General features: G+C 51.8%; 26 protein-coding genes. 11 read left to right on the forward strand and 15 right to left on the reverse strand.

The genetic code is table 11. The features are described from left to right. Positions 1–9 precede the first annotated feature (9 nt). Complete coding sequence (locus ICL55_RS15950; RefSeq protein ID WP_188098992.1) at positions 10–1,041, reverse strand: cyclic nucleotide-binding domain-containing protein; 1,032 nt, start codon at positions 1,039–1,041, stop codon at positions 10–12. 146 nt (positions 1,042–1,187) lie between these two features. Here ICL55_RS15950 and ICL55_RS15955 point away from each other — a divergent pair, with 146 nt between their 5' ends. The 3 genes from ICL55_RS15955 to ICL55_RS15965 are packed head-to-tail and all read left to right on the forward strand — an operon-like array spanning position 1,188 to position 3,303. Beyond that, on the forward strand, positions 1,188–1,472 hold the full coding sequence (locus ICL55_RS15955) for a DUF2089 domain-containing protein (protein WP_188098994.1): 285 nt from the start codon (positions 1,188–1,190) through the stop codon (positions 1,470–1,472). Positions 1,473–1,482: 10 nt separating this feature from the next. Continuing rightward, the gene (locus tag ICL55_RS15960) at positions 1,483–2,037 is read left to right on the forward strand and encodes a hypothetical protein (protein ID WP_188098997.1); all 555 of its coding nucleotides are present in this window, start codon (positions 1,483–1,485) and stop codon (positions 2,035–2,037) included. Between the two features lie 15 nt (positions 2,038–2,052). Further along, positions 2,053–3,303: a serine aminopeptidase domain-containing protein gene (locus ICL55_RS15965; protein ID WP_188098999.1), complete on the forward strand. Its 1,251-nt coding sequence runs from the start codon at positions 2,053–2,055 to the stop codon at positions 3,301–3,303. A 2-nt stretch (positions 3,304–3,305) separates the two neighbouring features. Here ICL55_RS15965 and ICL55_RS15970 read toward each other — a convergent pair whose 3' ends face one another. Genes ICL55_RS15970 through ICL55_RS15980 form a run of 3 tightly spaced genes read right to left on the reverse strand, consistent with a single transcriptional unit; the run spans position 3,306 to position 6,276 of the window. Continuing rightward, positions 3,306–4,496, reverse strand: coding sequence for a glycoside hydrolase 100 family protein (locus ICL55_RS15970; RefSeq protein WP_188099001.1), 1,191 nt, complete (start codon positions 4,494–4,496; stop codon positions 3,306–3,308). Next, entirely contained in the window at positions 4,493–5,635 is a 1,143-nt protein-coding gene (locus ICL55_RS15975) for a glycosyltransferase family 4 protein (protein WP_188099003.1), read from the reverse strand. Before ICL55_RS15975 ends, ICL55_RS15970 begins: the two co-directional genes overlap by 4 nt. Continuing rightward, positions 5,632–6,276 carry a PIG-L deacetylase family protein gene (locus ICL55_RS15980; protein WP_188099005.1) on the reverse strand — a complete coding sequence of 215 codons (645 nt, stop codon included), beginning with the start codon at positions 6,274–6,276 and terminating at the stop codon, positions 5,632–5,634. The genes ICL55_RS15975 and ICL55_RS15980 overlap by 4 nt, the downstream gene beginning before the upstream one ends. 280 nt (positions 6,277–6,556) lie before the next feature. On the opposite strand from ICL55_RS15980, the gene ICL55_RS15985 reads away from it, so the two are divergent. Continuing rightward, positions 6,557–7,297, forward strand: coding sequence for a hypothetical protein (locus ICL55_RS15985; RefSeq protein WP_188099007.1), 741 nt, complete (start codon positions 6,557–6,559; stop codon positions 7,295–7,297). Between the two features lie 143 nt (positions 7,298–7,440). Then, the gene (locus tag ICL55_RS15990) at positions 7,441–7,737 is read left to right on the forward strand and encodes a helix-turn-helix domain-containing protein (protein ID WP_188099009.1); all 297 of its coding nucleotides are present in this window, start codon (positions 7,441–7,443) and stop codon (positions 7,735–7,737) included. Between the two features lie 41 nt (positions 7,738–7,778). Here the strand turns inward: ICL55_RS15990 and ICL55_RS15995 are convergent, their stop codons facing one another. The 9 genes from ICL55_RS15995 to ICL55_RS16035 all read right to left on the reverse strand — a co-directional run bounded on the left by ICL55_RS15995 (position 7,779) and on the right by ICL55_RS16035 (position 14,431). After that, positions 7,779–8,270: a 4'-phosphopantetheinyl transferase family protein gene (locus ICL55_RS15995; protein WP_188099011.1), complete on the reverse strand. Its 492-nt coding sequence runs from the start codon at positions 8,268–8,270 to the stop codon at positions 7,779–7,781. Further along, positions 8,267–8,521: an acyl carrier protein gene (locus ICL55_RS16000; RefSeq protein WP_188099013.1), complete on the reverse strand. Its 255-nt coding sequence runs from the start codon at positions 8,519–8,521 to the stop codon at positions 8,267–8,269. Before ICL55_RS16000 ends, ICL55_RS15995 begins: the two co-directional genes overlap by 4 nt. Before the next feature lie 4 nt (positions 8,522–8,525). Then, on the reverse strand, positions 8,526–9,797 hold the full coding sequence (locus ICL55_RS16005; RefSeq protein WP_188099015.1) for a beta-ketoacyl-[acyl-carrier-protein] synthase family protein: 1,272 nt from the start codon (positions 9,795–9,797) through the stop codon (positions 8,526–8,528). 17 nt (positions 9,798–9,814) lie between these two features. After that, positions 9,815–10,255: a 3-hydroxyacyl-ACP dehydratase FabZ family protein gene (locus ICL55_RS16010; RefSeq protein WP_188099017.1), complete on the reverse strand. Its 441-nt coding sequence runs from the start codon at positions 10,253–10,255 to the stop codon at positions 9,815–9,817. 8 nt (positions 10,256–10,263) lie between these two features. Continuing rightward, entirely contained in the window at positions 10,264–11,055 is a 792-nt protein-coding gene (locus ICL55_RS16015; protein WP_188099019.1) for an SDR family oxidoreductase, read from the reverse strand. Next, a complete protein-coding gene (locus tag ICL55_RS16020) occupies positions 11,049–12,101 on the reverse strand; it encodes a type III polyketide synthase (protein WP_188099021.1) in 1,053 nt (350 codons plus the stop codon). Before ICL55_RS16020 ends, ICL55_RS16015 begins: the two co-directional genes overlap by 7 nt. Continuing rightward, entirely contained in the window at positions 12,098–12,802 is a 705-nt protein-coding gene (locus tag ICL55_RS16025; RefSeq protein ID WP_188099023.1) for a methyltransferase domain-containing protein, read from the reverse strand. Before ICL55_RS16025 ends, ICL55_RS16020 begins: the two co-directional genes overlap by 4 nt. Positions 12,803–12,871: 69 nt before the next feature. After that, on the reverse strand, positions 12,872–14,002 hold the full coding sequence (locus ICL55_RS16030) for an NAD(P)/FAD-dependent oxidoreductase (protein WP_246496391.1): 1,131 nt from the start codon (positions 14,000–14,002) through the stop codon (positions 12,872–12,874). Positions 14,003–14,065: 63 nt separating this feature from the next. Beyond that, entirely contained in the window at positions 14,066–14,431 is a 366-nt protein-coding gene (locus ICL55_RS16035; RefSeq protein WP_188099028.1) for a hypothetical protein, read from the reverse strand. A 416-nt stretch (positions 14,432–14,847) separates the two neighbouring features. Between ICL55_RS16035 and ICL55_RS16040 the strand changes: the two genes are divergently transcribed. From ICL55_RS16040 to ICL55_RS16060, 5 genes are all read left to right on the forward strand, one after another. Then, positions 14,848–15,393 carry an RNA polymerase sigma-70 factor gene (locus ICL55_RS16040; protein ID WP_188099030.1) on the forward strand — a complete coding sequence of 182 codons (546 nt, stop codon included), beginning with the start codon at positions 14,848–14,850 and terminating at the stop codon, positions 15,391–15,393. Positions 15,394–15,439: 46 nt separating this feature from the next. Beyond that, positions 15,440–16,555 (forward strand): FecR family protein, encoded by a 1,116-nt coding sequence (locus ICL55_RS16045; RefSeq protein WP_188099033.1) that lies wholly within the window; start codon positions 15,440–15,442, stop codon positions 16,553–16,555. A 118-nt stretch (positions 16,556–16,673) separates the two neighbouring features. Then, entirely contained in the window at positions 16,674–19,313 is a 2,640-nt protein-coding gene (locus ICL55_RS16050; RefSeq protein WP_188099035.1) for a glycoside hydrolase family 2 protein, read from the forward strand. Position 19,314: 1 nt separating this feature from the next. Beyond that, a complete protein-coding gene (locus tag ICL55_RS16055) occupies positions 19,315–19,683 on the forward strand; it encodes a hypothetical protein (protein WP_188099037.1) in 369 nt (122 codons plus the stop codon). A 149-nt stretch (positions 19,684–19,832) separates the two neighbouring features. Further along, positions 19,833–21,086 carry a GNAT family N-acetyltransferase gene (locus tag ICL55_RS16060; RefSeq protein WP_188099040.1) on the forward strand — a complete coding sequence of 418 codons (1,254 nt, stop codon included), beginning with the start codon at positions 19,833–19,835 and terminating at the stop codon, positions 21,084–21,086. Positions 21,087–21,094: 8 nt separating this feature from the next. Here the strand turns inward: ICL55_RS16060 and ICL55_RS16065 are convergent, their stop codons facing one another. Then, positions 21,095–21,580: a hypothetical protein gene (locus ICL55_RS16065; protein WP_188099042.1), complete on the reverse strand. Its 486-nt coding sequence runs from the start codon at positions 21,578–21,580 to the stop codon at positions 21,095–21,097. Between the two features lie 94 nt (positions 21,581–21,674). Continuing rightward, complete coding sequence (locus ICL55_RS16070; protein WP_188099044.1) at positions 21,675–22,262, reverse strand: TIGR04282 family arsenosugar biosynthesis glycosyltransferase; 588 nt, start codon at positions 22,260–22,262, stop codon at positions 21,675–21,677. A 207-nt stretch (positions 22,263–22,469) separates the two neighbouring features. On the opposite strand from ICL55_RS16070, the gene ICL55_RS16075 reads away from it, so the two are divergent. Further along, complete coding sequence (locus ICL55_RS16075; RefSeq protein ID WP_188099046.1) at positions 22,470–24,545, forward strand: type IA DNA topoisomerase; 2,076 nt, start codon at positions 22,470–22,472, stop codon at positions 24,543–24,545. The last annotated feature ends 34 nt before the right edge of the window (positions 24,546–24,579 follow it).

Raw genomic sequence — 24,579 nt, forward strand, 5'->3', positions numbered from 1 at the left:
GGGTGATGGTCAGTGGTAGGCTATTTCCTCCAGCCTGCCGGGCTGCTGCAAGGTAATGCTGCTGCCTTTGACGGCAATCAGCTTCTCACTACGGAATTCACTCAGGGTGCGTATCAGCGATTCGGTGGCGGTGCCGGCCAGCGCAGCCAGTTCATCACGGGCAATATCAATGGTATAATTGGCGGAGCGGTCTACCTGGTACTTATTACGCAGGTGTATCAACGCGCTGGCCACTTTCTTGCGCAACGTGTCATAGGCGATGCCCAACAGCCGCTCTTCTTTCTCTGTGACGTTACGGGCCAGCAGGCGCACGAAGCGCTGTATGATCAGGGGACTATGGTCAAACAAAGCGGTGGCGTCGTCTTTGGGTATCAACGCTATCTCAGCGTCTTCCATCACCACGGCAGTGGCTTTGTACGTCTCTTCTTCCAACAGGGCAATGTAACCGAAAAAGTCCCCTGTATTGTATAAACCAATCACCAGATCTTTTCCATCTTCATGGGTTTTGATGGTCTTCACTTTACCCGACAGCAGGTAATACAGGTATCGCGGCGTACCGCCTTCCCGGTATATCTCCTCATGTGCAGCGGCCCGGATGGTATTACGGTCTTCCAGAAAGCGGGTGATCACCGACTTAAAATCGCGCTCCGTTTCCCGCGGTGAATGCAGCAGCGCTTTTCGTTTTAACCGGTTCGCAATCGTCTGTACCAGATCGTGGCTGGTATAGGGTTTCACCATATAGTCGTCGGCGCCCTGGTTCATGGCCGTGCGGAAAGCGTGTGGTTCGTATTTGTCGGCCAGCATAATAAAAGGTACCGGCTGAAAACGCGGGTCCTGCCGCAGCAGCTCCAGCACCGCCAGCCCGTCGGTGCCGTCCATGGCCATTTCACACAGTATCAGGTCGGGCAGGTGCAGCCTGGCGGCAGCTATGCCGCTTTTCCCATCGGAGGCAGACAGGACTTCATAGCCCTGCAACATCAGCATTTCGCGTGTAGCCGTGGCCGCAGCTTTTTTGGTCGAGATCAGTAATAAGGTATGCATACTGTTGTTTAACAACGGATGCCCGGCATTGTTATGTCAAAAATTTCCCCAAACGGGTTCGTTATCATTTTATTTGTTTAAACACGAATAAATTTTATTAAACAAACAATCAATTTTATTAAAAATAGATTTAACTTTGTTCAACAATGAAACAGATAAAGAAAACATTACCCCTGTCCTGCCCCAGCTGTGCCTCACCGTTAAAGGTAACGTCACTGGCCTGTGAGGCTTGTGACACCACTGTTTCCGGCAGCTTTGAACTACCGTTGCTGGCACGTTTGTCGGCAGATGACCTGCAATTTGTGATCGACTTCGTAAAAAGCAGTGGCAGCCTGAAGCTCATGGCACAACAGCTGGGATTGAGCTACCCTACGGTACGCAACCGGCTCGATGATATTATCGCCAGCATAGAAAAGATTGAAAAAATATAAAAACACGCACATGAACACCTGGTTACTACGTCCGTTTACCTACATCGCCGGCAGCAAAGCCCTGCTGGCCGGATGGATCGTAATGCTGATCACCTCCGTAGTGGCGTATTTCAGCAAAACCCATTTCGACGGCGCCATCGACGCGCATGTCGGCGCCACGCTTATGCCTTATTTTATTTATCTCCTGGAAGCGTTCATTGCCTGGGGATCTATGGTGTTGGCCTGCTATGCGGCTGCCGCCATCTTTGCGCGCACCTCCTTCCGCCTCATCGACATCGCCGGAACGCTGGCCCTGGCCAGGGCCCCGCTCCTGCTCATCGCGCTGATTAACTTTGCCATGCCGGCCACAGTAGACCCCACTGCTATTACGCCCATGGTCATCGTGCTGGCGCTGATTTGTCTCCCCATCTTCATCTGGATGCTGGTACTGATGTATCAGGCATTCAGCGTCTCGGTCAACCTGAAAGGCAACAAAGCGGTGATCATCTTTATCGTTGCCCTGTTAGTAGCAGAAGTCTTTTCCAAAGCATTGATGCACTTTACCTTTCCGCTCATGACATCCTGATTTAAAAAAAACAGTATGAAAAAAATTTGTTTACTGACAACCCTGCTGTTACCTTTTCTGAAGATGACAGCGCAGGTTGATTACCTCGCTGCTGCCGCAAAAGTTCAACGTTACTACAACCGGCAGCAAGCCGACAGCCTCTATGGCATGTTTGGCAACACCATCAAATCCATGCTGCCTCCGGACCAGACACGGACCATGCTTTCCCAGCTGCAAAATCAACTGGGCAATATGATGCAACTCACCCCTACCGGCGGCGACGGTACCTATCAAACATGGAAAGCCGATTTCGCCAAAGGCACCCTGACGATGATCCTCGCACTGAATGCCAACCATCAGATGGAAGGGTTCCGCTTCGTACCCTATCAGGAGAAAAAAGCTACCGAAACCACGGCCGACAACTACAACCTGACGACTGCCGATGCTACGATTCATGGCACGCTCACGCTGCCGGTAAGCAATGGCCCGGTGCCGGTTGTACTCCTCATCGCCGGCTCCGGCCCTACCGACCGTGACGGCAACAATAACATGGGCCTGAAAACCAATGTTTACAAAATGCTGGCAGAAACACTCCAGGCTGCCGGCATCGCCTGCGTGCGATACGATAAAAGAGGCGTAGGCGCCAGCGCCACCGGCAAACCCGAAACAGACATTTCATTCGAAGGCACCGTCAACGATGCCGCCGGTTTTATCAACATGCTGAAAGCGGACAAACGCTTTTCCCGTGTCATCGTTGCCGGCCACAGTGAAGGATCGATGATCGGTATGCTGGCCATACAACGCAGCCCGGCCGATCAGTTCATCTCCATCGCCGGCGCAGGAGAACCGATTGATGTCATCCTCGAAAGACAACTGAATGCACAGTCACCTCCCCTGGCAGCGAAAGCGAAAAGCATGCTGGACAGCCTCAAACAGGGCCATACGGTCGTCAACACAGAACCTGCGTTACAGGGATTGTTTTATCCCGCAGTACAACCGTATATCATGTCATGGGTAAAATATGATCCGGAGAAAGAAATCGGTAAATTAAAAATACCCATCCTGATCATACAGGGCAACACCGATGCACAGGTCAGCGTCAACGATGCCCAACACCTGAAACAGGGCGCTCCTGCTGCTCAACTGAAAATAATCGATCAGATGAACCATGTGCTGAAAGTGGCTCCCGCCAGTGGCGGCATCAACGACATCACCTACGCAGATCCCACCAAACCATTGAGTGCAGCGTTGGTGAAAGATGTGGAAAGTTTTATCAAAAGCAGATAACGTTATTTCTCCCGGGAACTACGTTTACGCATCTCCTCGAAAAAAGGCGTCCTGCGCTCCTCTACACACTTCAATGCATAGAGGTACAAAGCAGCAGACCACGACTGCCAGTTCTGTCCTTTAGGTAAGCCATCCTGCGCGCGCAGCCACTCGTTGAATCCATACTCCAGTGCCTGCGCGTGCGACGGCTTCACCGCATGCGCCAACGCCAGCAGTTTCTTTTCCGCCAGCTGATACTTTCCTGCCGCTACTAACGCAGCGATATACACGCCGCATACAAAAGGCCATATGCCACCATTGTGATAATCGCCCGGCATATTAAATTCCTCGTCACGCTTGCGCCAGTCCGGATCTCCGGGCTGTACATAAGGGAAAAAATTAGGCGGTAATTCAGACGCCAGCTCACCTTTCTCCCGCATCACACTACACTCTGTTTCAATCCAGGCGATCATACGTTCTGCTCTCGACGGTGAGGCAATACCTGTCAGGATAGCGAGACTGTTGCCCAACAGATCAAACCGTTCGCTGCTGTATATTTTGTAAGACCAGCAGGCATAGTAGGGTTTGTTTTTTACCGTGAGACCTTCATGTACATGCTTGTGCATAAAGTTGCAGGTGATGGTAAAATGCCGCATCTCCTGCAGAAAGGCCTCGGCACGCTGATGCCGGTCAAACATGCGCAGCCCGGCATACACGAGTGTATTGACATACAATCCGTACCCCAGCACCCACTGCTCATCGCGCCAGTCGCTGGTAGGCAGCTGTGCCACCAGCAGCCGGTCGGAAGGACTCTGGTAATACAACCACCGGAGCGCTTTGTCCGCCGCTTCCTGTAAAAAATCGGTTTCTCCCGTAAGCTGCCGGTATATACTGACGCCCACCAGGAACAATGGCGTAGTGTCGCTGGCGCCCAGATTTTCCGGGTCGTGTGCCAGCGAAGGGATATGCCCGTGTTCTGTCTGATGATGGGCCAGCATGTCCAATACCCGGCGCATACTCATGATCAGTTGTTCATCGCCGGAAACGGCGATGCCAAAGAAGGTAAACACCATGTCCCGCGTGTAAGGCTCCGGATATGCCCAGCCAGCGGTTCGTGGCAAACCGGCGAAAGGGCCGCGGCGGTTGTGATGCAACACTTCCAACGCAGCTTTTCTGGCTTGTTCCACCTCTCCGGTAACGGTATACGTTTTCATACAATACCCAGTTTTTCGTGTACGATCTGCAAAAAACGACTGGCCACCACACGATAGTCAAAGCGTTGTTTTACACGTGCCCTGCCGGCAGCGCCCATTTGTATCCGCAGGTTTTTATTGAGCAGCAATTCGCCCAGATGTACGGCTATATCTGCGGCGTTGGCGCGGTAGTCCACGGTACGAGGCGTATCAAACACCACAGTGCGCCGCCCTTCAAAGCCCGATTCGGTGCCCACTTCCACCTCCTTTAATACTACCTCACGGGCCACACCGGCCAGCAGCGCTGTTTCCCCATGCACCAGCGTATCCAGCATCCCCATCGCGCGGAGGCTCACCACCGGTTTACTACAGGCGCCGGCTTCCACCTGCGTCATACCAAAACCCTCCAACCGGGAAGGCGCCGCATAGATATCACAGGCGCCTATCAGATACGGCATGAAGTTGCGCGAGATTTTATACTGTGTATAAATCACCTGCTGATCTATGCCTAATTGTTTCGCCAGCTGCATATCTGCTTCGTTCTGGTAGTCGGTGCGTTCCTGCGGCCACACCTTACACACATATTTCCAAGGCGGCATTTTCCCGTTGAGCTGCGCCAGCGCATGCATTACTTCCTGCGCGCCTTTCGAGGCGGCATCGCCGCCAATGGTCAGTATCATCAGCTCATTGTCGCGGATGCCCAGCGATTCACGTACGGCGGCCACTTTAGGGTCTGAGGCGCTAAAGGGACGGAAAGCATCCGTATCGCAACCCACGGGCAGCACTTCGATGTTGCGGCCGCTGATGCCGTCGCGGATATACATGTCTTTTACCCAATTGGAAGTCACCAATATCAGCGGTAGCGTATTAAGCACGTTTTGATAATTGGCGATATATCCATCGGCTACCAGCCAGGGCACAGCGGTACAACCAAAATACTGCGGATGCAGCACCAGATGCGGGATATAGCCCCAGTAGCCTACACCCGTCACCACGTCCGGTTTAAACCAGCGGTAGTACCACTCTTTTTCCTGGTTGGACTCATAATGTACAGCATAAACATCTACGCCTAATTCCTTCAGGCCCCTGTATAGCAGGTCGCCCTGCGTGGCCAGTCCTCCGGGCCCGGCCGGATAATCGTATAAGACAAGTACTTTCATGGCAGGATACGGTTTCTGCTCAGCCATTGTGCCGCCTCCGCTACCGTGCTGAACGTCCGGAATGCTTCTGCGGAAGGGGTGATCTTCGCTTCCCAGCTATCGTGACTAAATCCATATATATCGGTGATGATGCTTTTTTTCTGTTGGTAGATCTCCGGTGGCAACGGCAGGTAGATATCTGCCAGTGGGTCTGCCAGCGGAAAATGGCTGCGACTGCCATCATCATAAGCGAAGCACCAGAGCTCCGGTGATGATAGCCGCTGTTGCTGCCACAACTGAAACACGGCTTCGCTGACTTCTTCATGCCGGCGGTGCCTGGTATACTCTCCCGCGATATTGTGGGTAATGATCAGGTCAAATTGTGTATATGGCAACAGTTGCAGTACCTGTTCCGCCACAACCGGAATCGACAGCGGTGTCTGCTCCGGGCCGTCGTCCATATCAGCCATCTCTCCGGTGGCGCCCAGCGCCTGCAATACCGCGGCGAAACGAGGCGCCCTGTCTGCATCATTGGCTCTGCAGATACAGGCCACAAAACACGTCCATTCAGGGTGGCTCAACAAGGTGCCGCCTGCCCATAATGTTTCATCGTCCGGATGGGCCACTATTACGGCCACCTTTTTCTGTATTGCGGAGCGCATGGTTTATCAGGATGTGGTATACCGGTGACGAGGCATCAAGAAACGTACCCGAACGCAACGGAGAGATGATTGTTCTCCCATGATCGTACAACTATCATGTTAACACGCAGTCACACCGGGATTTTCCCCGATAACATTTGATTAACCACGTGTTAATCATAATGATTTTAAATTTGTCTGCGATATTTTACTTAGTTAGGATATCTACCATAAACCGAAAGATCAACCAAAGTGTGGTCCAACCCTTACTGTATGACCCAAAACCAACCAATTTCCACTGATGGAAAAATTACAACGTTATGCAGCCATAGCCGCCTTTCTGGATGAGAGGCTGGACAACATGCTTCGACGGGGAGACCTGACCACCTTCTCACTTAATAAGTTAACCACTGCGCCGCTGAAAGACGCAGACCAGTGGTATCCGCAGACAGCGGCACAACTCAGCCCGGTAAGCGAGGCGCCGGCAACAGATAATCCGGAAGATGGGACATGCTGCCTGCCCGTGGAAGAGCCCGACCCATCCCTGTTCTGCTTATCGCTGCCTACAGCGCAGGACGGACCGCCTGTCTCTCCCGGCCGCGACCCTATGCTCCGCTGGCTTTCATTGGTATGTGAACAGCTGCTGTCTTTACATGCCATCGTTCCTCTCGTCCAGAAAATTAAGCAAGGTGCCGTCATCTGGTATGTCAGGGACAATATGGCCAACGACATACAGATCTGCCTGTCTACCTTTTCACAGGCGGTCGATTTCCGGTTCAATAAAACCCGACAGCATAACTATTGCCGGAACAGGGTCGTTAACCTCCCGTTAGTCCGCGACATTGTGTTACATATACGCATTATATTTCGTACCTTGAAACTACACCCCGACGACGGTAAGGATGGTGACGTGGATCATATTCCGGTGATCAGGAATTATTTCACTAACCAGCAAACCGCTACTAATGCAGTTAAAACAAAAAATCATAAAAATCACGAACGACGCCATCGTCAGGCTGGAAGCACGCCCAAACCGAAGTGAAGAAGACAACGAGATCCTGGAAGTACTACTGATACTACGGGACGGAGCCGCAGAAATGGACTCGGAGGAAGCGCTCGACCGATGGCTTGATTTTATGTGGAAGGTGCTGATCGATCTGGGATTTTCATATTGAAACAACGACCATGAACTTTGGAAAAGTCATTAGAACGCTGAGAGAGCAAAAGCAACAGAATCAGCGCGATTTTGCTGATTACATTGGCATCAGCCAAACAAGCCTCTCTTTAATTGAAAGCGGGAAAACAACGCCTACTGACGCGACCCTCGACAGGATCGCTGCCCGGTTTAATACCCGGAAAGCATTGCTGGTAATGGCCGCCATAGAAACAGACAAGGACCTGCCACCCAAGACAAGAAAGCGGTTTAATGACCTGTTCCCTACCTTTGAGGAAGACATCTGGTCGTTAATTTCAACGAAATAAAAACAAAAAAGGAGTAGCCGGGGCGCTACTCCTTTTTTATATTATATCTGCAGGCTGACCGTTTCCCGGTACACGCCATGATGACTGACCGATGCCGGACGCACATGTCCGGTATCCTGAATAAAAGGCACGCCGTCCTCATCTTTCAGTAACACCTCCGCCGGCTGCAAACGGTAAGCCACCTGCGGCCACCAGTTGGCCGACGCCACCGCCACCGTATGCAGACAACTACCGCTGACTACCGTACGAAAAGGAAAGACCCTGTCGTTATAATGTATGAAACCGGCATCCGCTCCGGAAAGCCGCACCTCATATTGCAGCGGTGCATATGCCCGCTGCCGGGTATCGCGGTGTATGATCTTATAAGCCGCTTCCTTGGCGCTCCACAGCAGCCACACCATCCGGTCCTGATCAGCGGCCTGTGTGATCAGTTGCTGTTCTGCCGGAGAGAACAGTTTATCCAGATAGCCCCGTCTCCGCCAGTTGCTCTCCACCGCCGCCAGCTCCAGGTCTATCACATCATTGCCAATCATGGCGCCGCCAGCTTGTTTTCCACCACCTCCATCGCCGACCGCACATTGATCATCTTTTCCATGGAGTCATTGTCGATCACAATATTGAATTTCTCTTCCACGTCGAGTACTACATCTACCAGATTGGCCGAATTGATTTTGAGATCACGGATGAAGTCAGTGTCTTCATTCAGCGTGGCCAACGCTTCCGGATTTTTAGTATAAGGTGCCACCACTTCTTTGATAGTGGCTAATAACGTTACTTTATCCATGATATCAGAATTTGTATTTTTTAAGAATGATACAGGCATTCACATCGCCAAAACCGAAACTGGCTTTGGCAATTACCTGCAGATCCTGGTGTATCAGCTGCTGTGGTATCTTCTCCCGGGGCACGATCGCCGCAATTTCCGGGTGCAGGTCTTCACTGTTGATATTGGGAAACAGGAAACCCTGCTGCAATTGCAGCACCGCCGCCACCAGTTCTATACTGCCGGACGCGCTCAGACAGTGGCCCACCAAACATTTAAGGGCATTCAGATAGGGGAAGTGCTCGCCGCTTCTGTTGAGTGCCTGGCTCCAGTTGATCACTTCCGCGGCATCTTTGCTGGTGGCCGTCAGATGTCCGTTGATAGCGTCAATCTCATCCGGGTGAATACCGGCGTCCCGCACGGCTTCCCGGATACAACGCTGCACCGCTTCGCTGTTGGGGGCCGTCATACTGCCTTCATTGCGTTGACCACCTGAGTTCACATGTCCGCCGATGATCTCTGCGTAGATGGTGGCATTCCTTTCCAGTGCGCTTTCCAGCGACTCCACCACCAGCGCGCCTGCACCTGCGCCGGGCACAAACCCGGTAGCCGTGGCGCTCATAGGCCTTGACCCTGCGGCAGGGCGATCGTTGTTTTTGAAGGTGCATACTTTCATGGCATCGAAACCGCCCCATACGTAAGGACCGCCATCGGTGGTACTGCCAGCCAGTATCCGACGGGCTTTGCCGGCACGGATGCGATCATAGGCCATCAGCACGCTCTCGGCGCCGGTGGTACAGGCCGATGAGTTGGTGGTCACCTGATTGCCCAGCGCCAGTTTACCTCCCAGCCAGGCACTGATGCCACTGGCCATGGTCTGCGCTACTACGGTACTGCCTAAACGCCGTACCTGCAACTCGTCCATACGATAAATGGCTTCCCGCATTTTGTCGATGCCGGAAGAGCCGGTGCCAAATATAGCCCCACTGTCCCAGTCCGGCTGCTGTATAGCATTCCCTGCGGGCAAACCTGCGTCCTGCCAGGCTTCCATGCCTGCCATGACGCCATATAATACAGCGCCGCTGTTGAAGCCTTTCAGCTCCAGCGGATCAAAATATTGCAGCTTCATCGCTTCTGTCACCTCCGGCGTACCAGCTATGCGACAGGAAAAATCCAGCGCCTCCAGCTGTGGATCGTAACGGATGCCCGACACACCCTCACGCACCGCGGCTGTAAAAGCAGGAACGCCTGTTCCATTGGGGGCCACTACGCCCAGCCCCGTTATCACTACCCTCATTAGTTACGAATTACGAATTAGGAATTACGAACGGGTTGGACGATCATACCTGCTATCTCGCCACTGCTCACTTCTTCACCTTTTGCATTGGTCATCATCACCCGGCATTTCAGTTTACCAAAACGGAAATATATTTTCTCGCCGGTCACGGTTACTTTTTCTCCCGGCAACACCGGCCGCATAAACTCCACCTGCGTGGAGGTAAGTCCGAAAGACATGCCCTCCGGGCCTCCGGTGAGATAAATACCCAGACATACCAGCCCGATCTGCGCCATCACTTCCGTCAGCAACACGCCGGGAGTCACCGGATATCCTTTAAAATGTCCTTTGTAACAATCCATCTCCGGCCGGAAGGTAAAACTTCCTGTCACCTTTTGTTCATCAATATATTCCAGTGTATCAACAAACAAAAAAGGTTCCCCGTAGGGTAATTTCTCCAGTATTGTCGTTATCGTCATAAATCCATTTACTGTATATGTGCGCCTCCGTCAACCGGAATAACGGCGCCGTTGATCCAGGCAGCTTCGTCTTTACATAAAAGGTACACCACATCCGCCACATCATCGGCAGTCGTTAGCCGACCGAAAGGGCTGCGGGCAATGCTATGCTCCAGCAGCTGCTCATGGCCGGGTATCATCCGCAACGAGCGGGTGTCTGTTACCCCTGCCTGTATACAATTGGCCCGTATGCCGTACGGTGCAAACTCCAGCGCGATGCTGCGGCTGATAGCTTCCAGCGCCGCTTTGGCCGCAGACACGGCTGCATAGTGTTTCCAGGCGCGACTGCTGCCTTCGCTGGTAAACGACAACACACGGGCGTCTGCTGCGAAAAGCCCCTGTTCCCATACGGCCCGTGTCCAGTCATACAAACTCACCGCCATATGGTCCAGCGTGATCATCAGGTCGTCTGTTTGCAGCGCAGGCGCGTCAGTCATCGCTTTCAGCGTGCCTTTGGCCACACTGTGCAACAGGCAACGGACACGCCCTTCCGGGCCCATCTTTTTCTGCAGCTCTTCTAACACCAATGTACGCCGCTCTGCCTGCGCCGCATTGATATTAAAGGTGATCACCTGCACTCCGGTGGCACGTAAGGCCTCAAAAGCGGTATTCACGGCCTCCATCTCCACGCCCGCATTGCGATGCACAATACACAAATGCATCCCCTGCGATGCCAGCCGATAGGCCGACGCCAGTCCCAATCCGCTGCTGCCGCCCAGCACCAGTGCCCAGTATTGTTTGGATGCAAACGCTTTTACCATTGTAATAATATTCTTTGTGCGGAAAATCCGGGACCAAAACTCAGCATCAGCCCTTTGTCGCCTGCCGGTACGCCCCTGTCGAGGATACGCTCCAGCACATACAGCACCGTGGCACTCGACATGTTACCGTATAGCCGCAGCACTTCTTTGGTATCGTCAATGTTTTTTCCGGAGCCGGCAAACAGTTCCTCTACGGTCTGAATAATTTTCCTTCCTCCCGGATGAAAGATCAGCTGGTTCACCTCTTCGATGGACGTACCATGGCGCGCCAGAAAAGGATGTACAATATCCCCGAAGTGCGACGCGATCTCTTCCGGCACCGCAATGTCCAGCACCATCTGCAATCCGGAGTTGGACAAATGGAAGCCCATCAGGTGCGTGGCTTCATAGAAATGGTACATCTCCGTACCCATGATCGCCGGTCCCGGATCTTCTTCGTGTGAAGACAATATCACACAGGCCGCGCCATCACCAAAGATGGCAGCACTGACAATATTGGCCATGGAAAGGTCTTCATGCTGGAAAGTTGCCGTGGGTGACTCCACCGCCACCACGGCAGCCCGTTTACCCGGATTAGCCTTCAGAAACTGGTAGGCGTAGATCATCCCGGAAACACCGGCCGCGCAACCCATTTCGGTAACGGGCAGCCGCACAATATCCTGCCGCATTTGCAGTGTATTGATCAGATAGGCGTCCATAGATGGGATCATAAAACCGGTACAGCTTACGGTGATGATAAAATCAATATCGCTGCCCTGTAAACCGGCCTTGTCCAGCGCGCCCTGCAAACAACGTTTGCCCAGTGCTGTTCCCTCGCGGATATACAGATTGTTTTTTTCTTCAAAGGAGGTGCTGCGGAATACTTCTTCTGCATTCATAATAGAATACCGCTGATCAACCGCCGCGTTCTCAAAGATTTTTTTAACCTTTCTGATAAACCTTTCGTCTTGTCCGGCCAGCCATAAGTCCAGGTACGGCATAATTTCGCTGGTGGGCCTGGTATATGGCGGCAATGCCTTGGCTACTGATTGAATTTTTACGCTCATAAATTAGATATAACCCATTGGTAACGGAAAGCCCATCGCCAACGGAGGCTTTGACGCCTGATATTTAGTTTTTGTGACAGTTGTACCAGCTCCGAACGTTTGAACCCGCGCATGATGGAGGTAAGGCCATCATAACGGGTCATCTCTTCGAGGCGCAGCGTATAGCATAACAGCTGAAACAGGCGGTAGGCCATGCTGCTGCGATGCAGGTCGTTGACTACAATGCCGGCGGACGCGCAACGGCGGAACCGCTGCATCAGCGCCAGTATTTCCTGGTCTGTAAAATGATGCAGCGTTAGTGTCAGCAGCAGGATGTCGCCTTCCATTTCGGGAAACGGTCCCTTTGTAACATCGAGGCAGTGGTAGCTGATTTCCGGCCAGGCAGCGGACAATTCTCCTGCCAGCCGGATGGTGAACGGATTGGCGTCGATGCCTGCCAGCCGTAGCTTCCACTGTTTTTTTCTGCCATGTTCGGCCAGTGCCCGCAGCATATCGCCGTTGCCACAACCGATGTCCACGATGCGCACTTCGCTGCCGGCAGGCAGCTGGCGCATCAGCATATCTACGCCTTTTACCGTGATACGGTTGCCTCCCAGCCGCCGGTTGATCTGTGCGATCTTTTCCAGCGCCCGCTGCAACTGCTCACCTTCCATGGAAAAATCATCCATGATCTCTGGTGCCAGTATACGTTCTCTGAACATTTTAATATTTTGTTATCTAATCATTTAAATATTGGAGTCGGGCATTTCAATAGTTAAATGACTAAATCATTAAATGATCGAATTTCCGTGTGTTTGTCTGATGATAAACGGCAGCACTGCCGGGAGTGAAGCCATTTGTTGCACCAGCCAGGTCGACAGCCTGTCTTTCAGGAACAGGTTGTTGAGCAACCGCCCCATTTTCATCCGGTGATTAAATGCCTGTCTCCATTCCTTTGCATAGTCTGCTTCCATACGGTGGCGGTCGTACGTGGCATCGTTGCAGAAGCGCAGTACAGCCGTGGCTGCCATGCGGGCGCTGTGAATAGCCATGGCCATTCCGTTGCCACACAAAGGATGGATAAGGCCGGCAGTATCTCCCGTCAGCAGCATATGTTGTTCCACTTTTGTTTTTTGTTCAAAAGAAATCTGGCTGATGGCCAGTGGTTGTTCAAACAGCGGACGGCTATTATTAAAAATAGTTTTCAGGTGATGGTTCCGGAACAGCACGGCTTCCCGGTGTTGATCGATATCTCCGTAACGGCGGAAGCTGTCCATCTGTACGAGGTAGCAGATATTGAGCGCACCTGTTTCCGTTTTGGAGACACCGCAGTAGCCGCCGGGGAAGTTATGCAACGCTACCAGTCCGTCGGGGAATGTCCCTTCATAATGTCCTTTCACAGCCAGCCAGGGGGCTGGTTTGCGGAGGAAGGCGCGGGACAGCCGCTGGTCGAGGGTGGAGCGTTTGCCGAAGGCGCCCAGCACGACCGTACCGGTGAGGGGGGCCTGTGATTTCGTATATACCACACAGTGGTCGTCCTGATATTGCACGTCGGTCACGGTGTCGGTGATGAGTTGTGTGCCGGCAGCCAGTGCTTTTCGTAGCAGGAAATCGTCCATTGCATAGCGGCTGACGCCGAAACCGCCCAGCGGCAGCGGGGCGGAGATGGTTTTCCCGTTGGCCGCTGACAGCAGCAGCCGGGAAATGGCTGCCGGCGCCAGTTCTGCCGGATCGGCGTGCAGCCACTGCAGGTATGGCAATACCTCATTGGAAATATATTCGCCGCAGACCTTATGTCTGGGATAGGTGTTTTTTTCGATCAGCGTCACCCGCAGTCCTGCCCTGGAGAGGTGGATAGCGCTGGTAAGGCCGGCAAGGCCGCCGCCGATAATGATAATATGATGCTCTAAGCCCATGTACATTAGCAATATACGACATATTTAACAGTGCAGTTGCCGTTTTGCCGCAGTGGGGCGAAGCAGGGATCAGGGAGAGCGGGAAGCGTTTCGGGAGAGGATGTCGGTGACCGGGGCGGTGGTAGCGGTATTTTTTTTGCTGATGATGATCACCTTACCGGATATTTCCCAGGAGTAGTGCAGCGGCAGCAGCAGTTCATCGAGCAGGCTGCGAAGTTCTGTGCCGGTCTGTTGCAGGGATACCTTGGTATCATAGGGAGCGGTGTTACTGCCGAAGAAGCGGAGGCCTGTTTGTTGACTGATCTGCCTGAAGACTTCCCGTAGCGGGGCGTTACAGACGCTGACGTTCACTTTTATTTTCTCCGCCTGATTGGACACGCTGTGGGGTGAAAGGGTGAAGAGCGGGAGCCAGAGGATCAGGAAACGTGTCTTCATAATATATTACAGAGGGAAGTTTGAAATCGTGAATAGCTAAAGGGGTAATACCGGGCAAGGGTTTCAGAGAGGTCTTTCATTAAGCCAAAAAACAATACATATCTCTAAACGCAATGGATGATAAAAAGTACCATAGACGGATACAAATTCAGGCAGGCGTTAACAAGTCTCTGGTAATAAAATCATGCTTTACAAATGCTTAACAATCTGTGACGGTGGCGGTTGTTTCCCGGACATCCAAATATCTTAATTTGGTAACAGTATATTAACGCTGCGTTAATATTATTCATGTAACTGTTCTGAAGACCCCTTTTGCATTTTCATTCCCGGACATAACCATTGGCAGATACATGGGAATATCATTTATTGACTGGTAAGTTATGCTAAATCACTTTATCTAATAGGGGGAAAGTACGATGGAACCTTACACTGATGCACAATTGGTAGCTGATCTGAAGATCGGCAGCGAGTGGGCATTCACCCAGCTTTACAACCGTTATTACAAACGGCTGCACATAGAAGCCAATTACATTCTGAAGGATGCGGAAGAAGCCGCCGATGTGGTACATGATGTGCTGATCGTGATCTGGAACCGGCGCGACAAGCTGGTGGACAATCTCCATCTGAAGAGCTATCTGGCCACGTGTGTTCGCAACAAATGTATGGACCGTATCCGGCGTAGTGTGGTAAAAGAACGTAATGTACATCAATATATGAGCCTGAAGGAACTGACGGTCTGCGTAAATCCTATGGAACGAAAAGAGCTGTCCCTTCAGCTGGCCACCGCCATCAATGCTTTACCATTGGCCCAAAGGGCCGTCTTTGAGATGTCCTATATGGAAGATAAAACGCAACGGGAAATTGTTGCAGAAAAAAATCTCTCTCTTCAAACGGTGAAAAATCAAATGAGCACTACCCTTCGCATTTTGAGAAAAAAACTAAAATCTTCCCGTGACCTATAGTACTTTTTCTCGTGAACGCCGTTTATAGGATAACATCCCATTTCAAATGGATTATGACAAAATAAGAGACCTATCTTTTGATGAGCTCCTTGGCATGATCAGTGAGGACGACAAAGCCTTTCTGCAAAGCGCCATCAGGGAAGATCTCCAGGCACGCAATATCTGGGAGGGCATCCAGCGTGAACGCTCCCGGCTACTGGCTGATGCTAGCGAAAGCCATGATCAGCATCCTGTTGAGGAGGTATTGACAGACCTCCACAAGAGGACCAGGCTTCGTTATGTCATGAAAGTCAGCAGCATGGCGGCCGCCTGTGTAATAGCCATCGTGGGAAGCTGGTACCTGTTTGTACCTACGGCCAGACAACCGCTGGCAGCGGTTCAGGACAATACCGCCCAAACTATCCGCCTGGTGACCGCCGAAGGTAAAGTCATTGACCTCAGCAACGATTCGGCCGGCATCCGGGTAGGCAACGCCGTATTAAACAATACACAACATACGCTCAGCTTCGATGCCAGCCATCAAAGCGGTACCGGGATCAATACCCTCACCGTTCCGGCCGGCAAAGATTATCACCTGTTACTGGCAGACGGCACGCAGATACAGCTGAATGCTGCCACCACCATTAGTTTCCCGTTCACCTTCCCGGGCAAAACCCGCGAAGTGACCATCAACGGGGAAGCCTATTTCCAGATTGCCGCCAAAGCAGATCAACCTTTTATCGTGCACCTGCCCGGCAATACCGTCAACGTACTGGGCACCGCCTTTAATATCAATACCTATGATGCAGGCCTCGTGAAAGTAGCCCTCGTGGAAGGCGCTGTGAAAATAGCCACCGGCAAACAGGACGTCCTCCTTAAACCCGGCTACGAAATCACCAGCACCCGGAGCGGCATCTCCAAAGAAGCCTTCGACGCGGACAAAGTGCTGGGCTGGCGCACAGGGGTATATACCTTTGAAAACGCCTCCCTCCAGGAACTTGCTCCTGTAATACTGCGTTGGTTTGGCGTTACTATCGCCCTGGACAACCAAAGAGTCAGCGGCAGGCGCTTCTTCGGTATTATCGACCGGAACCAGCCCCTACAGGCTTTCCTCCACAACCTGGAACGTGCTGACGGTATCAAATCCAGATACGACGAGCAAGGCGTTCTCCATTTCGAATAGGCTCCTGACAGAAAACTGTCCCCCAAAACCAACCAGAATACACGGCTGCGGCCTGTAAGCACCCGCATAACGTATATTATAGACATCGATTATCTAGTTATTATTAACCGACCTGAACATGTTACGACAAATCAGCGTTGCATTCCTCGTTGTGGGATGCACAACCCTCAGTATCCTGGCATCCGGCCAATCAGCGGTATCCTGGAAAATGAAACCTTCCCCCCTCCAAACCAGATGGGCTAAAGAAGTCAGTCCCTCCAATACCCTCCCCGAATATCCACGGCCGCAAATGGTACGGCCCAATTGGGAAAACCTCAACGGCATCTGGCAATATGCTGTCACCGGCGCCGGCGACCAGACACCGCCCACCTCCTTTAACGGCGAGATACTCGTTCCATTCCCCCTGGAATCAGCCCTCTCCGGCGTACAGAAAACCTTACAGCCCGATCAACGCTTATGGTATAAAAAAACTTTCCATAAACCTGCCACTAAAGGAAAAGACAGAGTACTGCTGCACTTCGGCGCTGTCGATTACGACGCGACCGTTTTCCTCAACGGCAAAAAACTAGGCAACCATACCGGCGGCTATACCGGCTTCCAGTTCGATATCACCGACCAGCTGAAAGACAAAGACAATGAACTGGTGGTGTCTGTCCTCGACCCTACCGATGCCGGTGACAACCCCCACGGTAAACAGGTACTGCAACCCCGCAACATCCTGTATACCGGCAGCAGCGGCATCTGGCAAACGGTATGGCTGGAAACAGTGCCGGCTGTTTATATCGACGGACTGAAAATGGTCCCACAGGTAGATCAGCAACGCCTGGACCTCCGCGTGAACACAGCCGGCAATGCTGCCGGCTATACGGTGGAAGCAGTGGCCTCCTCCAACGGGTCTGTCATCAGTACCCTCAAAGGCAAACCCAATACAGATTTACAACTGCCCGTTCCGGATGCCCGCCTCTGGTCGCCCAACGAACCTTTCCTCTACAATCTTACCGTGAAGCTGCTGTATAACAACAAAGTAGTCGACACCGTTGGCTCTTACTTCGGCATGCGTAAAATAGAAATCAAAAAAGACGAGAACGGACAGGAACGTATCTTCCTCAACGGCAAATACACCTACAACCTCGGCGTGCTGGACCAGGGTTTCTGGCCCGACGGGCTGTACACCGCCCCTACTGATGAGGCGCTGAAATTTGACGTGCTCGCCATCAAGTCCATGGGCTTTAATACGATCCGCAAACACGTAAAAGTAGAACCACCCCGCTGGTACTACCATTGCGATAAAGAAGGCATCCTCGTATGGCAGGACATGGTTACCTGTCCTAACAACAGCGATCAGGCCCATAAGAATTTTGAAAAAGAAAATGCGGCCATCGTTTCCCAGTGTTTCAACTCACCCTCTATCGTTTGCTGGGTGCTGTTCAACGAAGGCTGGGCGCGCTATGATCAGCAACGCCTCACCGAAGCGATGAAACAGATGGACCCTTCCCGTATCATCAACGGTCACACCGGTGAAAACTATGACCGGGAATCTCCCAAAGACGTCAACGAAAAATGGAAAAGCAGCGACCTGACAGACATACATGATTATCCCGGTCCGGGCCTTGCTCCTGCCCTCCCCGGCAAAGCCAGAGTACTCGGCGAATGGGGCGGTGTACAGGTGAAAACGCCCAACCACCAATGGAACGAAGCCGACGGATGGGGCTATATCTCTATCCCCGCAGCCGCCTTCGCCCACAAATACAGTTTCATGAACAAACACCTGAAACTATACGAAGAAGAAGGCCTCAGCGGCTCTATCTATACCGAACCATTTGACGTGGAAACAGAAGAAAACGGCCTCATTTCCTATGACCGTGAAGTGATCAAAGTACCGGTGGGCCAACTGCGGCAGATACACAGCGCATTAGTGCCCCCCACCAGCGAAGTGGCCGCCGCCTTCATCGTGAAAGATATCGACACCACTAATCCGGACAACCAATATGCTGCCCTGCTCGATGCCTACAACAATGGCAAAAAAGACGGCCCTTTCCTGCAACAGCTGGCACAAATGGCGCTCCGCGCCAATGACAGGCCCAATGCCGCTAAAATATCCGACGACTACATCGGACAGATGAAAGCACCACTGACACGCAGCCAGATGGCGTTTATCAACAAATTCACCACCAGCAGCCGCGATAAAGGCTTCGCCCTCCTGATGGACAATCGTGACCAGATCAACAAAACCCTCGGCCAGCGCCAGGCAGACGTCAGACTGATGACCATCATCTACGGCGAAGAAATCAAACCTTATGTGCCGGATGCCGCTGCCCGTCCCGACTGGAACAAAATAGAAGCGAAAACCAAACAATATGGCGCTCCGGGAGAAGAAATATTCCTGCGTGCCAAAACCATTCACCTGCTGAACCAGAAAGACTGGGACAACTTCGCGACCGCTGCCGATCAATATGTTGGTAAATGCGCCGCTTATATCTCCCCCAATGAACTGAACAGCTACGCATGGACTGTCTTCGAAAACAGCTCAGACCCCACCCATCTCAGCAATGCCGCCAACTGGTGCCAGCATCTGCTGAAAGTGGACAACAACCCGGCCTATATCGACACCTACGCCAATGTGTTGTATAAAGCCGGCAAAAAAGATGACGCCATCGCTAATGAAGAAAAGGCCGTTCAACTAGCCCCTTCCGGCGATAAGAAGACATATCAGGATATCCTGGATAAAATGAAAAAAGGTGAAAAAACATGGAAATAAAATGAAGCCAGCAGCGGCATACTATGAGATGTCACTACTCGCCGCTGCTCATTTTAATGTCCAACCCTTCCTGGCAGACTACGTGATGGTACACACCCTTTTTCCATTATGCCAGGAAACAGCGGCCGGTTATATAGAGCAGGGCGCCCTCAGAAGGCTACTGCTCAACACCCTCGGGCGTTTTCAGGTGATACTCGAAAAACATCAGCTCCTGCTGACATTTGAAAACGGGTATACCCTCGCCCACTTCAACAGCGATATCACCTGGACAGATTTTTTCGCCGGTGGATGTATTGCGTTTGAAGGTCCCGTGTTGAACAAGATAAGGGCGCAGTATAAGGACTGGGGTATGACCGAAACTGCTGATTAACATCGTGTCTCTCGTATGGTGATTTTAATAGAGAAAGAAGCCTGCATTGTTTATTCAATGCGGGCTTCTTTTTTATTTCCTGCTTTTACAGACAATAGTATATTCCGAATAACTATCCGTAAATTCCACTTGTCCTTTAATTTGTTTTCATGAATACCATCTTACGCCATGCCACCGCTTCACAGCTCGAAGCTGCTATCGTGCAAAACCATCGCGATTTGTTTTTCCTCGATGCCCGTATCAAAAACGGCGTTATACACGCAGCGCAGGACCTCAGCTGGACCTACATCGAAGCAGAAGCCGGCGGCACCGTACTCTTCCCGGCGCTGCCCGGTGATACCACCGGGCTAAATGAGATGATGGAATACTATCGAACGCACCCCAGCCGTAATATCGGCTGCTGGTCGCTCCAGCCGCCTGCCACGCCGCAGCTGGATGTATTGCTGCTGGCGCGGGGTTTTCAACCGGGGTGGCAGCCTTGCTGGATGGCGCTGGACCTCCAACATATCAACACGGCCTACGCATCGCCGGAAGGGCTGCAAATTACGCCCGACAACACCACGCCACTGCATACCATCAGCGAGTTGCCCTATGCGCAAAACAACAACCGGGGAACGGTTGGCTTACAGGATGAGAGCCCGGATGTGGTGCAGCGTTTTGTAGCTACGCTGAATGGCTGTATTGTAGCACAAACGCTGCTGCTGTTTGGTGGTGGCGTGGCCGGCATTTACAATGTGGGCGTAGTGCCGGCAGCAAGGGGCCTGGGCATTGGCAAGGCGATTGTTAACGCCGCCTGTATACGGGCGCGTGAAAAAGGATATCATTACGCCACGCTGAATGCCAATCACATGGGAAGGCCTATATACGAGCAATTAGGCTTTCAATGGATCAATGATGGTCTCACCTGGTGGATCACCGATGACCGGCTGCAAACCCGTCCGCCTGGCGCGGAACAGATAGCGCTGGCAGAGGCGATCGGCAAAGGAGATATCGCCGCGCTGCAAGCTCTTACAGGCGCCGATCTGCATGCGCCCCTTTGCAACGGCATGCGTTTGCTGGAACTGGCCGTACACTGCCAGCAACCGGCTGCTGCTGAATGGCTGATAGCCCACGGTGTTTCCTGCGGAGCACTGGATGCCTGGAACCTCGGCTGGAAAGACCGCGCCGCAGCCATACTGGCACAAAACAAGGAAGAAGTGGACCGCCTGTATGGTGATTTTCAATACACGTTGTTGCACGCAGCAGTGGAAAAAAATGACATCGCGCTGGCGCAGCTGGCATTATCCGCCCAACCCAACCTGGAGATCAAAGACGCCATACATGACGGCAATCCGCTGGATTGGGCCGAATATCTCCACAGGAATGAAATCGGGGACATGATCAAAACATATAGATCGATATAAGCGGCCGCTTATTCCGCATCCATACTGTCTTCCAGGTTATTCACATTCACGGGAACGGTAGCACGATAAGTAACCCCAATACCGTATGGATCACAGATTTGAAACCGGCCTCCGGCAAAGCGGATAAACCATTCTTCGGCTTCATAAAAAGTAAGTTCCGGAAATTCCAGCGGGAACTCGCTGATATCCACCTCCAGCCAGGCACGCTCTGTGGCAGTGATGTTGTATGTTTCAGGGTCATTGGCCAATGTCTGTTGAATAAACAACAGTGATTTTTCAATATATTCCCCCACATTGGCTACAATCTGTTCCGTAAAGCGGAGCATATCCGGCGATAAACGTGCTTCTTTTGTTATGAGATAAACGGGCACTGTTCCGGTGAATAACGGATGCTGCAGGGTTATGTCACCTTTCCAAAAGAATTGGTCATCCGGGGCGGCTTCAGCCTGTAGTAGTCCGAATGATGATTGATATGTTGGATGGGGGTTGGTCATGGCTCAAAAATATAACTTCAGGCCCAAAAACAACGATATAATCTTCGGGGGTAACAGGTATCAAATAGATCAGCATTCATTATGGCCATCACAGTCACAGCCAGTCTTCCGGCACATCCGCCAGTTCCTGTACCACGTTCAGCGTAGGCAGAAAGGTAAACCGCAGCTGTAATTTATTGATGGCCGTCAGCAGGCCACGAAGCCATTGTGCGGAGCCGGCATCCACGAAGTCGAAGAGTTCAGGATAAAAACGTTGCATGCCCAGCAGATAAAAACCGCCATGCTGCGCCGGACCTATCACCACCTGATTATGTTTCAATGCGGCGAAAGCTTCTTCCAGCAGTTCGGGCGACAGATGCGGACAGTCCATTCCCACCATCACCACCTCCTGATAACCGGTAGCGAATACCATGTTAAAAGCCAGCGACATCGATTCGCCGGCATCATTGCCCAGTTTAGGGAAAATAATGTACTCCTCCCACATGCCGTAATCCGCCATTTCTTCCAGCACCACATACTTGTCCATATTGATGTAGGATGCTGTTTCCTGTGTATGATTCAGCAACTGGTGGAGTATTTCACGGGTTTTGAAGTCTCCGACGGAGTCTTTCAGACGGGTGTGAGCAATGGTGACTTCCTTATCTCTTGCAAGGACGATCAGAGCCTGATTAAACGCTATCATAAAATCCAGGGTTTAAGGATTTAGCACTAACAATTTACGGGATTTCAGGGGGAAAGGTTGTCGCGAGATTGTTAATAAGAACATTTACCCCTTGTTATAATTGTTAATCTTCTCATAATAACCCGCGATTAATGTATATCGGCAGCCTATTAAAATCCGGCAAAAACAGTAAATTGTCCGATATTTGTTACCCTATTTCAACTTTTTATGAAAGTTTGCATTGCAGAAAAACCAAGTGTAGCCAGGGACATAGCAGAAGTAATCGGTGCGAAGCAACGCAAAGATGGCTACTACGAAGGCAATGGCTACCAGGTAACCTGGACTTTCGGCCATTTTTGTACACTGAAAGAACCACACGATTATTACGAACAATGGAAGTTCTGGCGGCTGGAAGATCTTCCCATGATCCCTCCCAGTTTTGGTATCAAACTGATAGAAAATAATGGTGTACAAAAGCAGTTCAAAATTATCGAGCAGCTGGTACAACAATGTGATGAAGTGATCAACTGTGGTGATGCCGGCCAGGAAGGTGAACTGATACAACGCTGGGTACTACTCAAGGCCAAATGTGCCGCTCCTGTTAAAAGACTGTGGATCTCCTCCCTCACGGAAGAGGCTATACGTAATGGCTTTCAGCAACTCCGGGATGCCGGTCAGTATGACAACCTCTATGCCGCCGGCAGCGCCCGCGCTATTGGCGACTGGCTGCTGGGCATGAACGCCACCCGTCTTTTTACCAAAAAGTTTGCAGTCGGTAAAACGGTCCTGTCTATCGGGCGGGTACAAACCCCTACCCTCGCCATGATCGTAGCGCGGCAGAAAGAAATCAACGCCTTCGTATCAGAAGATTACTGGGAGCTGAAAACGGTGTACCGTGATACGGAATTCACCGCCGCCATCGACCGTCTCGGCAGTGTGGAAAAAGCACAGAAAGGACTGGCCTACTTACAGGAACATCCGTTTGAAGTGACCTCTTTCGAGAAAAAAGATGGTAAAGAAGGCAATCCCCGCCTGTTTGACCTCACCTCGCTGCAGGTGGCGGCCAACAAAAAATATGCATACTCGGCAGACGATACCCTCAAATATGTGCAGAACCTCTACGAGAAAAAACTGGTCACCTACCCCCGCGTAGATACCACCTACCTCTCGGAAGACCTGCATCCCAAAGTAGCCGGCATCCTGCAGGACATGACGCCCTACGCGGCGCTCACGGCCCCGGTGCTGGCCAATCCTATCCCGAAACTGAAAACAGTTTTCGATGATAAAAAAGTAACGGACCACCACGCCATCATCCCCACAGGCGTACATCCCGGCAGCGGACTGCCGCCGGAAGAGAAACGGATTTACGATCTCATCGCACGCCGCTTCATCGCAGCGTTCTATCCGGAATGTAAAATATCCAATACCACCGTACTGGGGAAAGTAGGACAGGTACCGTTTAAGGTGACTGGTAAACAAATCATTGAACCGGGCTGGAAAGAGGTGTATGCCAACGATACCAGCATCAAAAAAGAAGGCGAGGAAGAAGAGAAATTTATTCCGGATTTTGTAGTCGGAGAAAGCGGTCCACATACGCCCCGCATCCATCAGGGTAAAACCTCCCCGCCCAAAGCCTTTACAGAAGCGAGTTTGCTCCGGGCCATGGAAACAGCCGGCAAACAGGTGGACGACGAAGAAATGCGCGAGCTGCTGAAAGACAACGGCATCGGCCGCCCTTCTACCCGCGCCAATATCATCGAAACACTGTTCCGCCGCAAATACATCGACAAAAGAAAAAAGAACATCTTCGCTACACAAACCGGTATCGATCTGATTGATACCATCCAGACGGAGCTGCTCAAAAGCCCTGAGCTCACCGGCCAGTGGGAACGTAAGCTGCGCCTGATCGAGAAAGGGGAATATGCCATGGACACGTTCAAAGATGAACTGATCACCATGGTGGCAGACCTCACCAAAGAAGTGAAAACCGCGAGCTACAAAACCATTACCATCGTGCCGGATGCGCCACCGCCGTCAGCAGACAAGGAAGAGAAGCCGAAAAAAGAACGCAAGCCGAGAGAGAAGAAACCGGTTGACCTGGCGGTGCTCAATTGCCCTAAATGCAAGGAACACCAGCTGATAAAAGGCAACAGCGCTTATGGCTGCGCCAATTTCAAAGTATGCGGCTTTAAAATTCCGTTTGAAGTCAACGGGAAAAAACTGACGGACAAACAGATACAGGACCTGGTGACAAAGGGGAAAGCCGGCAAGCTCTCCCTGACAGCCACTTTTGAGATACAATAATAGTAGCCCCGGGCTTCGGCCCATGAACCCGGGG

The sequence above is a fragment of the Chitinophaga varians genome (assembly GCF_014529945.1).
GTDB classification, from domain to species: Bacteria; Bacteroidota; Bacteroidia; order Chitinophagales; family Chitinophagaceae; genus Chitinophaga; species Chitinophaga varians.

Coding starts and splice junctions, on each gene's coding strand:
- ICL55_RS16035 (WP_188099028.1), bottom strand. CDS start 14,431: ATGAAGACACGTTTCCTGATCCTCTGGCTCCCGCTCTTCACCCTTTCA.
- ICL55_RS16045 (WP_188099033.1), top strand. CDS start 15,440: ATGGATTATGACAAAATAAGAGACCTATCTTTTGATGAGCTCCTTGGC.
- ICL55_RS15985 (WP_188099007.1), top strand. CDS start 6,557: ATGGAAAAATTACAACGTTATGCAGCCATAGCCGCCTTTCTGGATGAG.
- ICL55_RS15995 (WP_188099011.1), bottom strand. CDS start 8,270: ATGATTGGCAATGATGTGATAGACCTGGAGCTGGCGGCGGTGGAGAGC.
- ICL55_RS15955 (WP_188098994.1), top strand. CDS start 1,188: ATGAAACAGATAAAGAAAACATTACCCCTGTCCTGCCCCAGCTGTGCC.
- ICL55_RS16055 (WP_188099037.1), top strand. CDS start 19,315: ATGAAGCCAGCAGCGGCATACTATGAGATGTCACTACTCGCCGCTGCT.
- ICL55_RS16000 (WP_188099013.1), bottom strand. CDS start 8,521: ATGGATAAAGTAACGTTATTAGCCACTATCAAAGAAGTGGTGGCACCT.
- ICL55_RS16050 (WP_188099035.1), top strand. CDS start 16,674: ATGTTACGACAAATCAGCGTTGCATTCCTCGTTGTGGGATGCACAACC.
- ICL55_RS16010 (WP_188099017.1), bottom strand. CDS start 10,255: ATGACGATAACGACAATACTGGAGAAATTACCCTACGGGGAACCTTTT.
- ICL55_RS16070 (WP_188099044.1), bottom strand. CDS start 22,262: ATGATAGCGTTTAATCAGGCTCTGATCGTCCTTGCAAGAGATAAGGAA.
- ICL55_RS15975 (WP_188099003.1), bottom strand. CDS start 5,635: ATGAAAGTACTTGTCTTATACGATTATCCGGCCGGGCCCGGAGGACTG.
- ICL55_RS15960 (WP_188098997.1), top strand. CDS start 1,483: ATGAACACCTGGTTACTACGTCCGTTTACCTACATCGCCGGCAGCAAA.
- ICL55_RS16005 (WP_188099015.1), bottom strand. CDS start 9,797: ATGAGGGTAGTGATAACGGGGCTGGGCGTAGTGGCCCCCAATGGAACA.
- ICL55_RS15990 (WP_188099009.1), top strand. CDS start 7,441: ATGAACTTTGGAAAAGTCATTAGAACGCTGAGAGAGCAAAAGCAACAG.
- ICL55_RS15965 (WP_188098999.1), top strand. CDS start 2,053: ATGAAAAAAATTTGTTTACTGACAACCCTGCTGTTACCTTTTCTGAAG.
- ICL55_RS16030 (WP_246496391.1), bottom strand. CDS start 14,002: ATGTACATGGGCTTAGAGCATCATATTATCATTATCGGCGGCGGCCTT.
- ICL55_RS16025 (WP_188099023.1), bottom strand. CDS start 12,802: ATGTTCAGAGAACGTATACTGGCACCAGAGATCATGGATGATTTTTCC.
- ICL55_RS15950 (WP_188098992.1), bottom strand. CDS start 1,041: ATGCATACCTTATTACTGATCTCGACCAAAAAAGCTGCGGCCACGGCT.
- ICL55_RS16020 (WP_188099021.1), bottom strand. CDS start 12,101: ATGAGCGTAAAAATTCAATCAGTAGCCAAGGCATTGCCGCCATATACC.
- ICL55_RS16040 (WP_188099030.1), top strand. CDS start 14,848: ATGGAACCTTACACTGATGCACAATTGGTAGCTGATCTGAAGATCGGC.
- ICL55_RS16060 (WP_188099040.1), top strand. CDS start 19,833: ATGAATACCATCTTACGCCATGCCACCGCTTCACAGCTCGAAGCTGCT.
- ICL55_RS15970 (WP_188099001.1), bottom strand. CDS start 4,496: ATGAAAACGTATACCGTTACCGGAGAGGTGGAACAAGCCAGAAAAGCT.
- ICL55_RS16015 (WP_188099019.1), bottom strand. CDS start 11,055: ATGGTAAAAGCGTTTGCATCCAAACAATACTGGGCACTGGTGCTGGGC.
- ICL55_RS15980 (WP_188099005.1), bottom strand. CDS start 6,276: ATGCGCTCCGCAATACAGAAAAAGGTGGCCGTAATAGTGGCCCATCCG.
- ICL55_RS16075 (WP_188099046.1), top strand. CDS start 22,470: ATGAAAGTTTGCATTGCAGAAAAACCAAGTGTAGCCAGGGACATAGCA.
- ICL55_RS16065 (WP_188099042.1), bottom strand. CDS start 21,580: ATGACCAACCCCCATCCAACATATCAATCATCATTCGGACTACTACAG.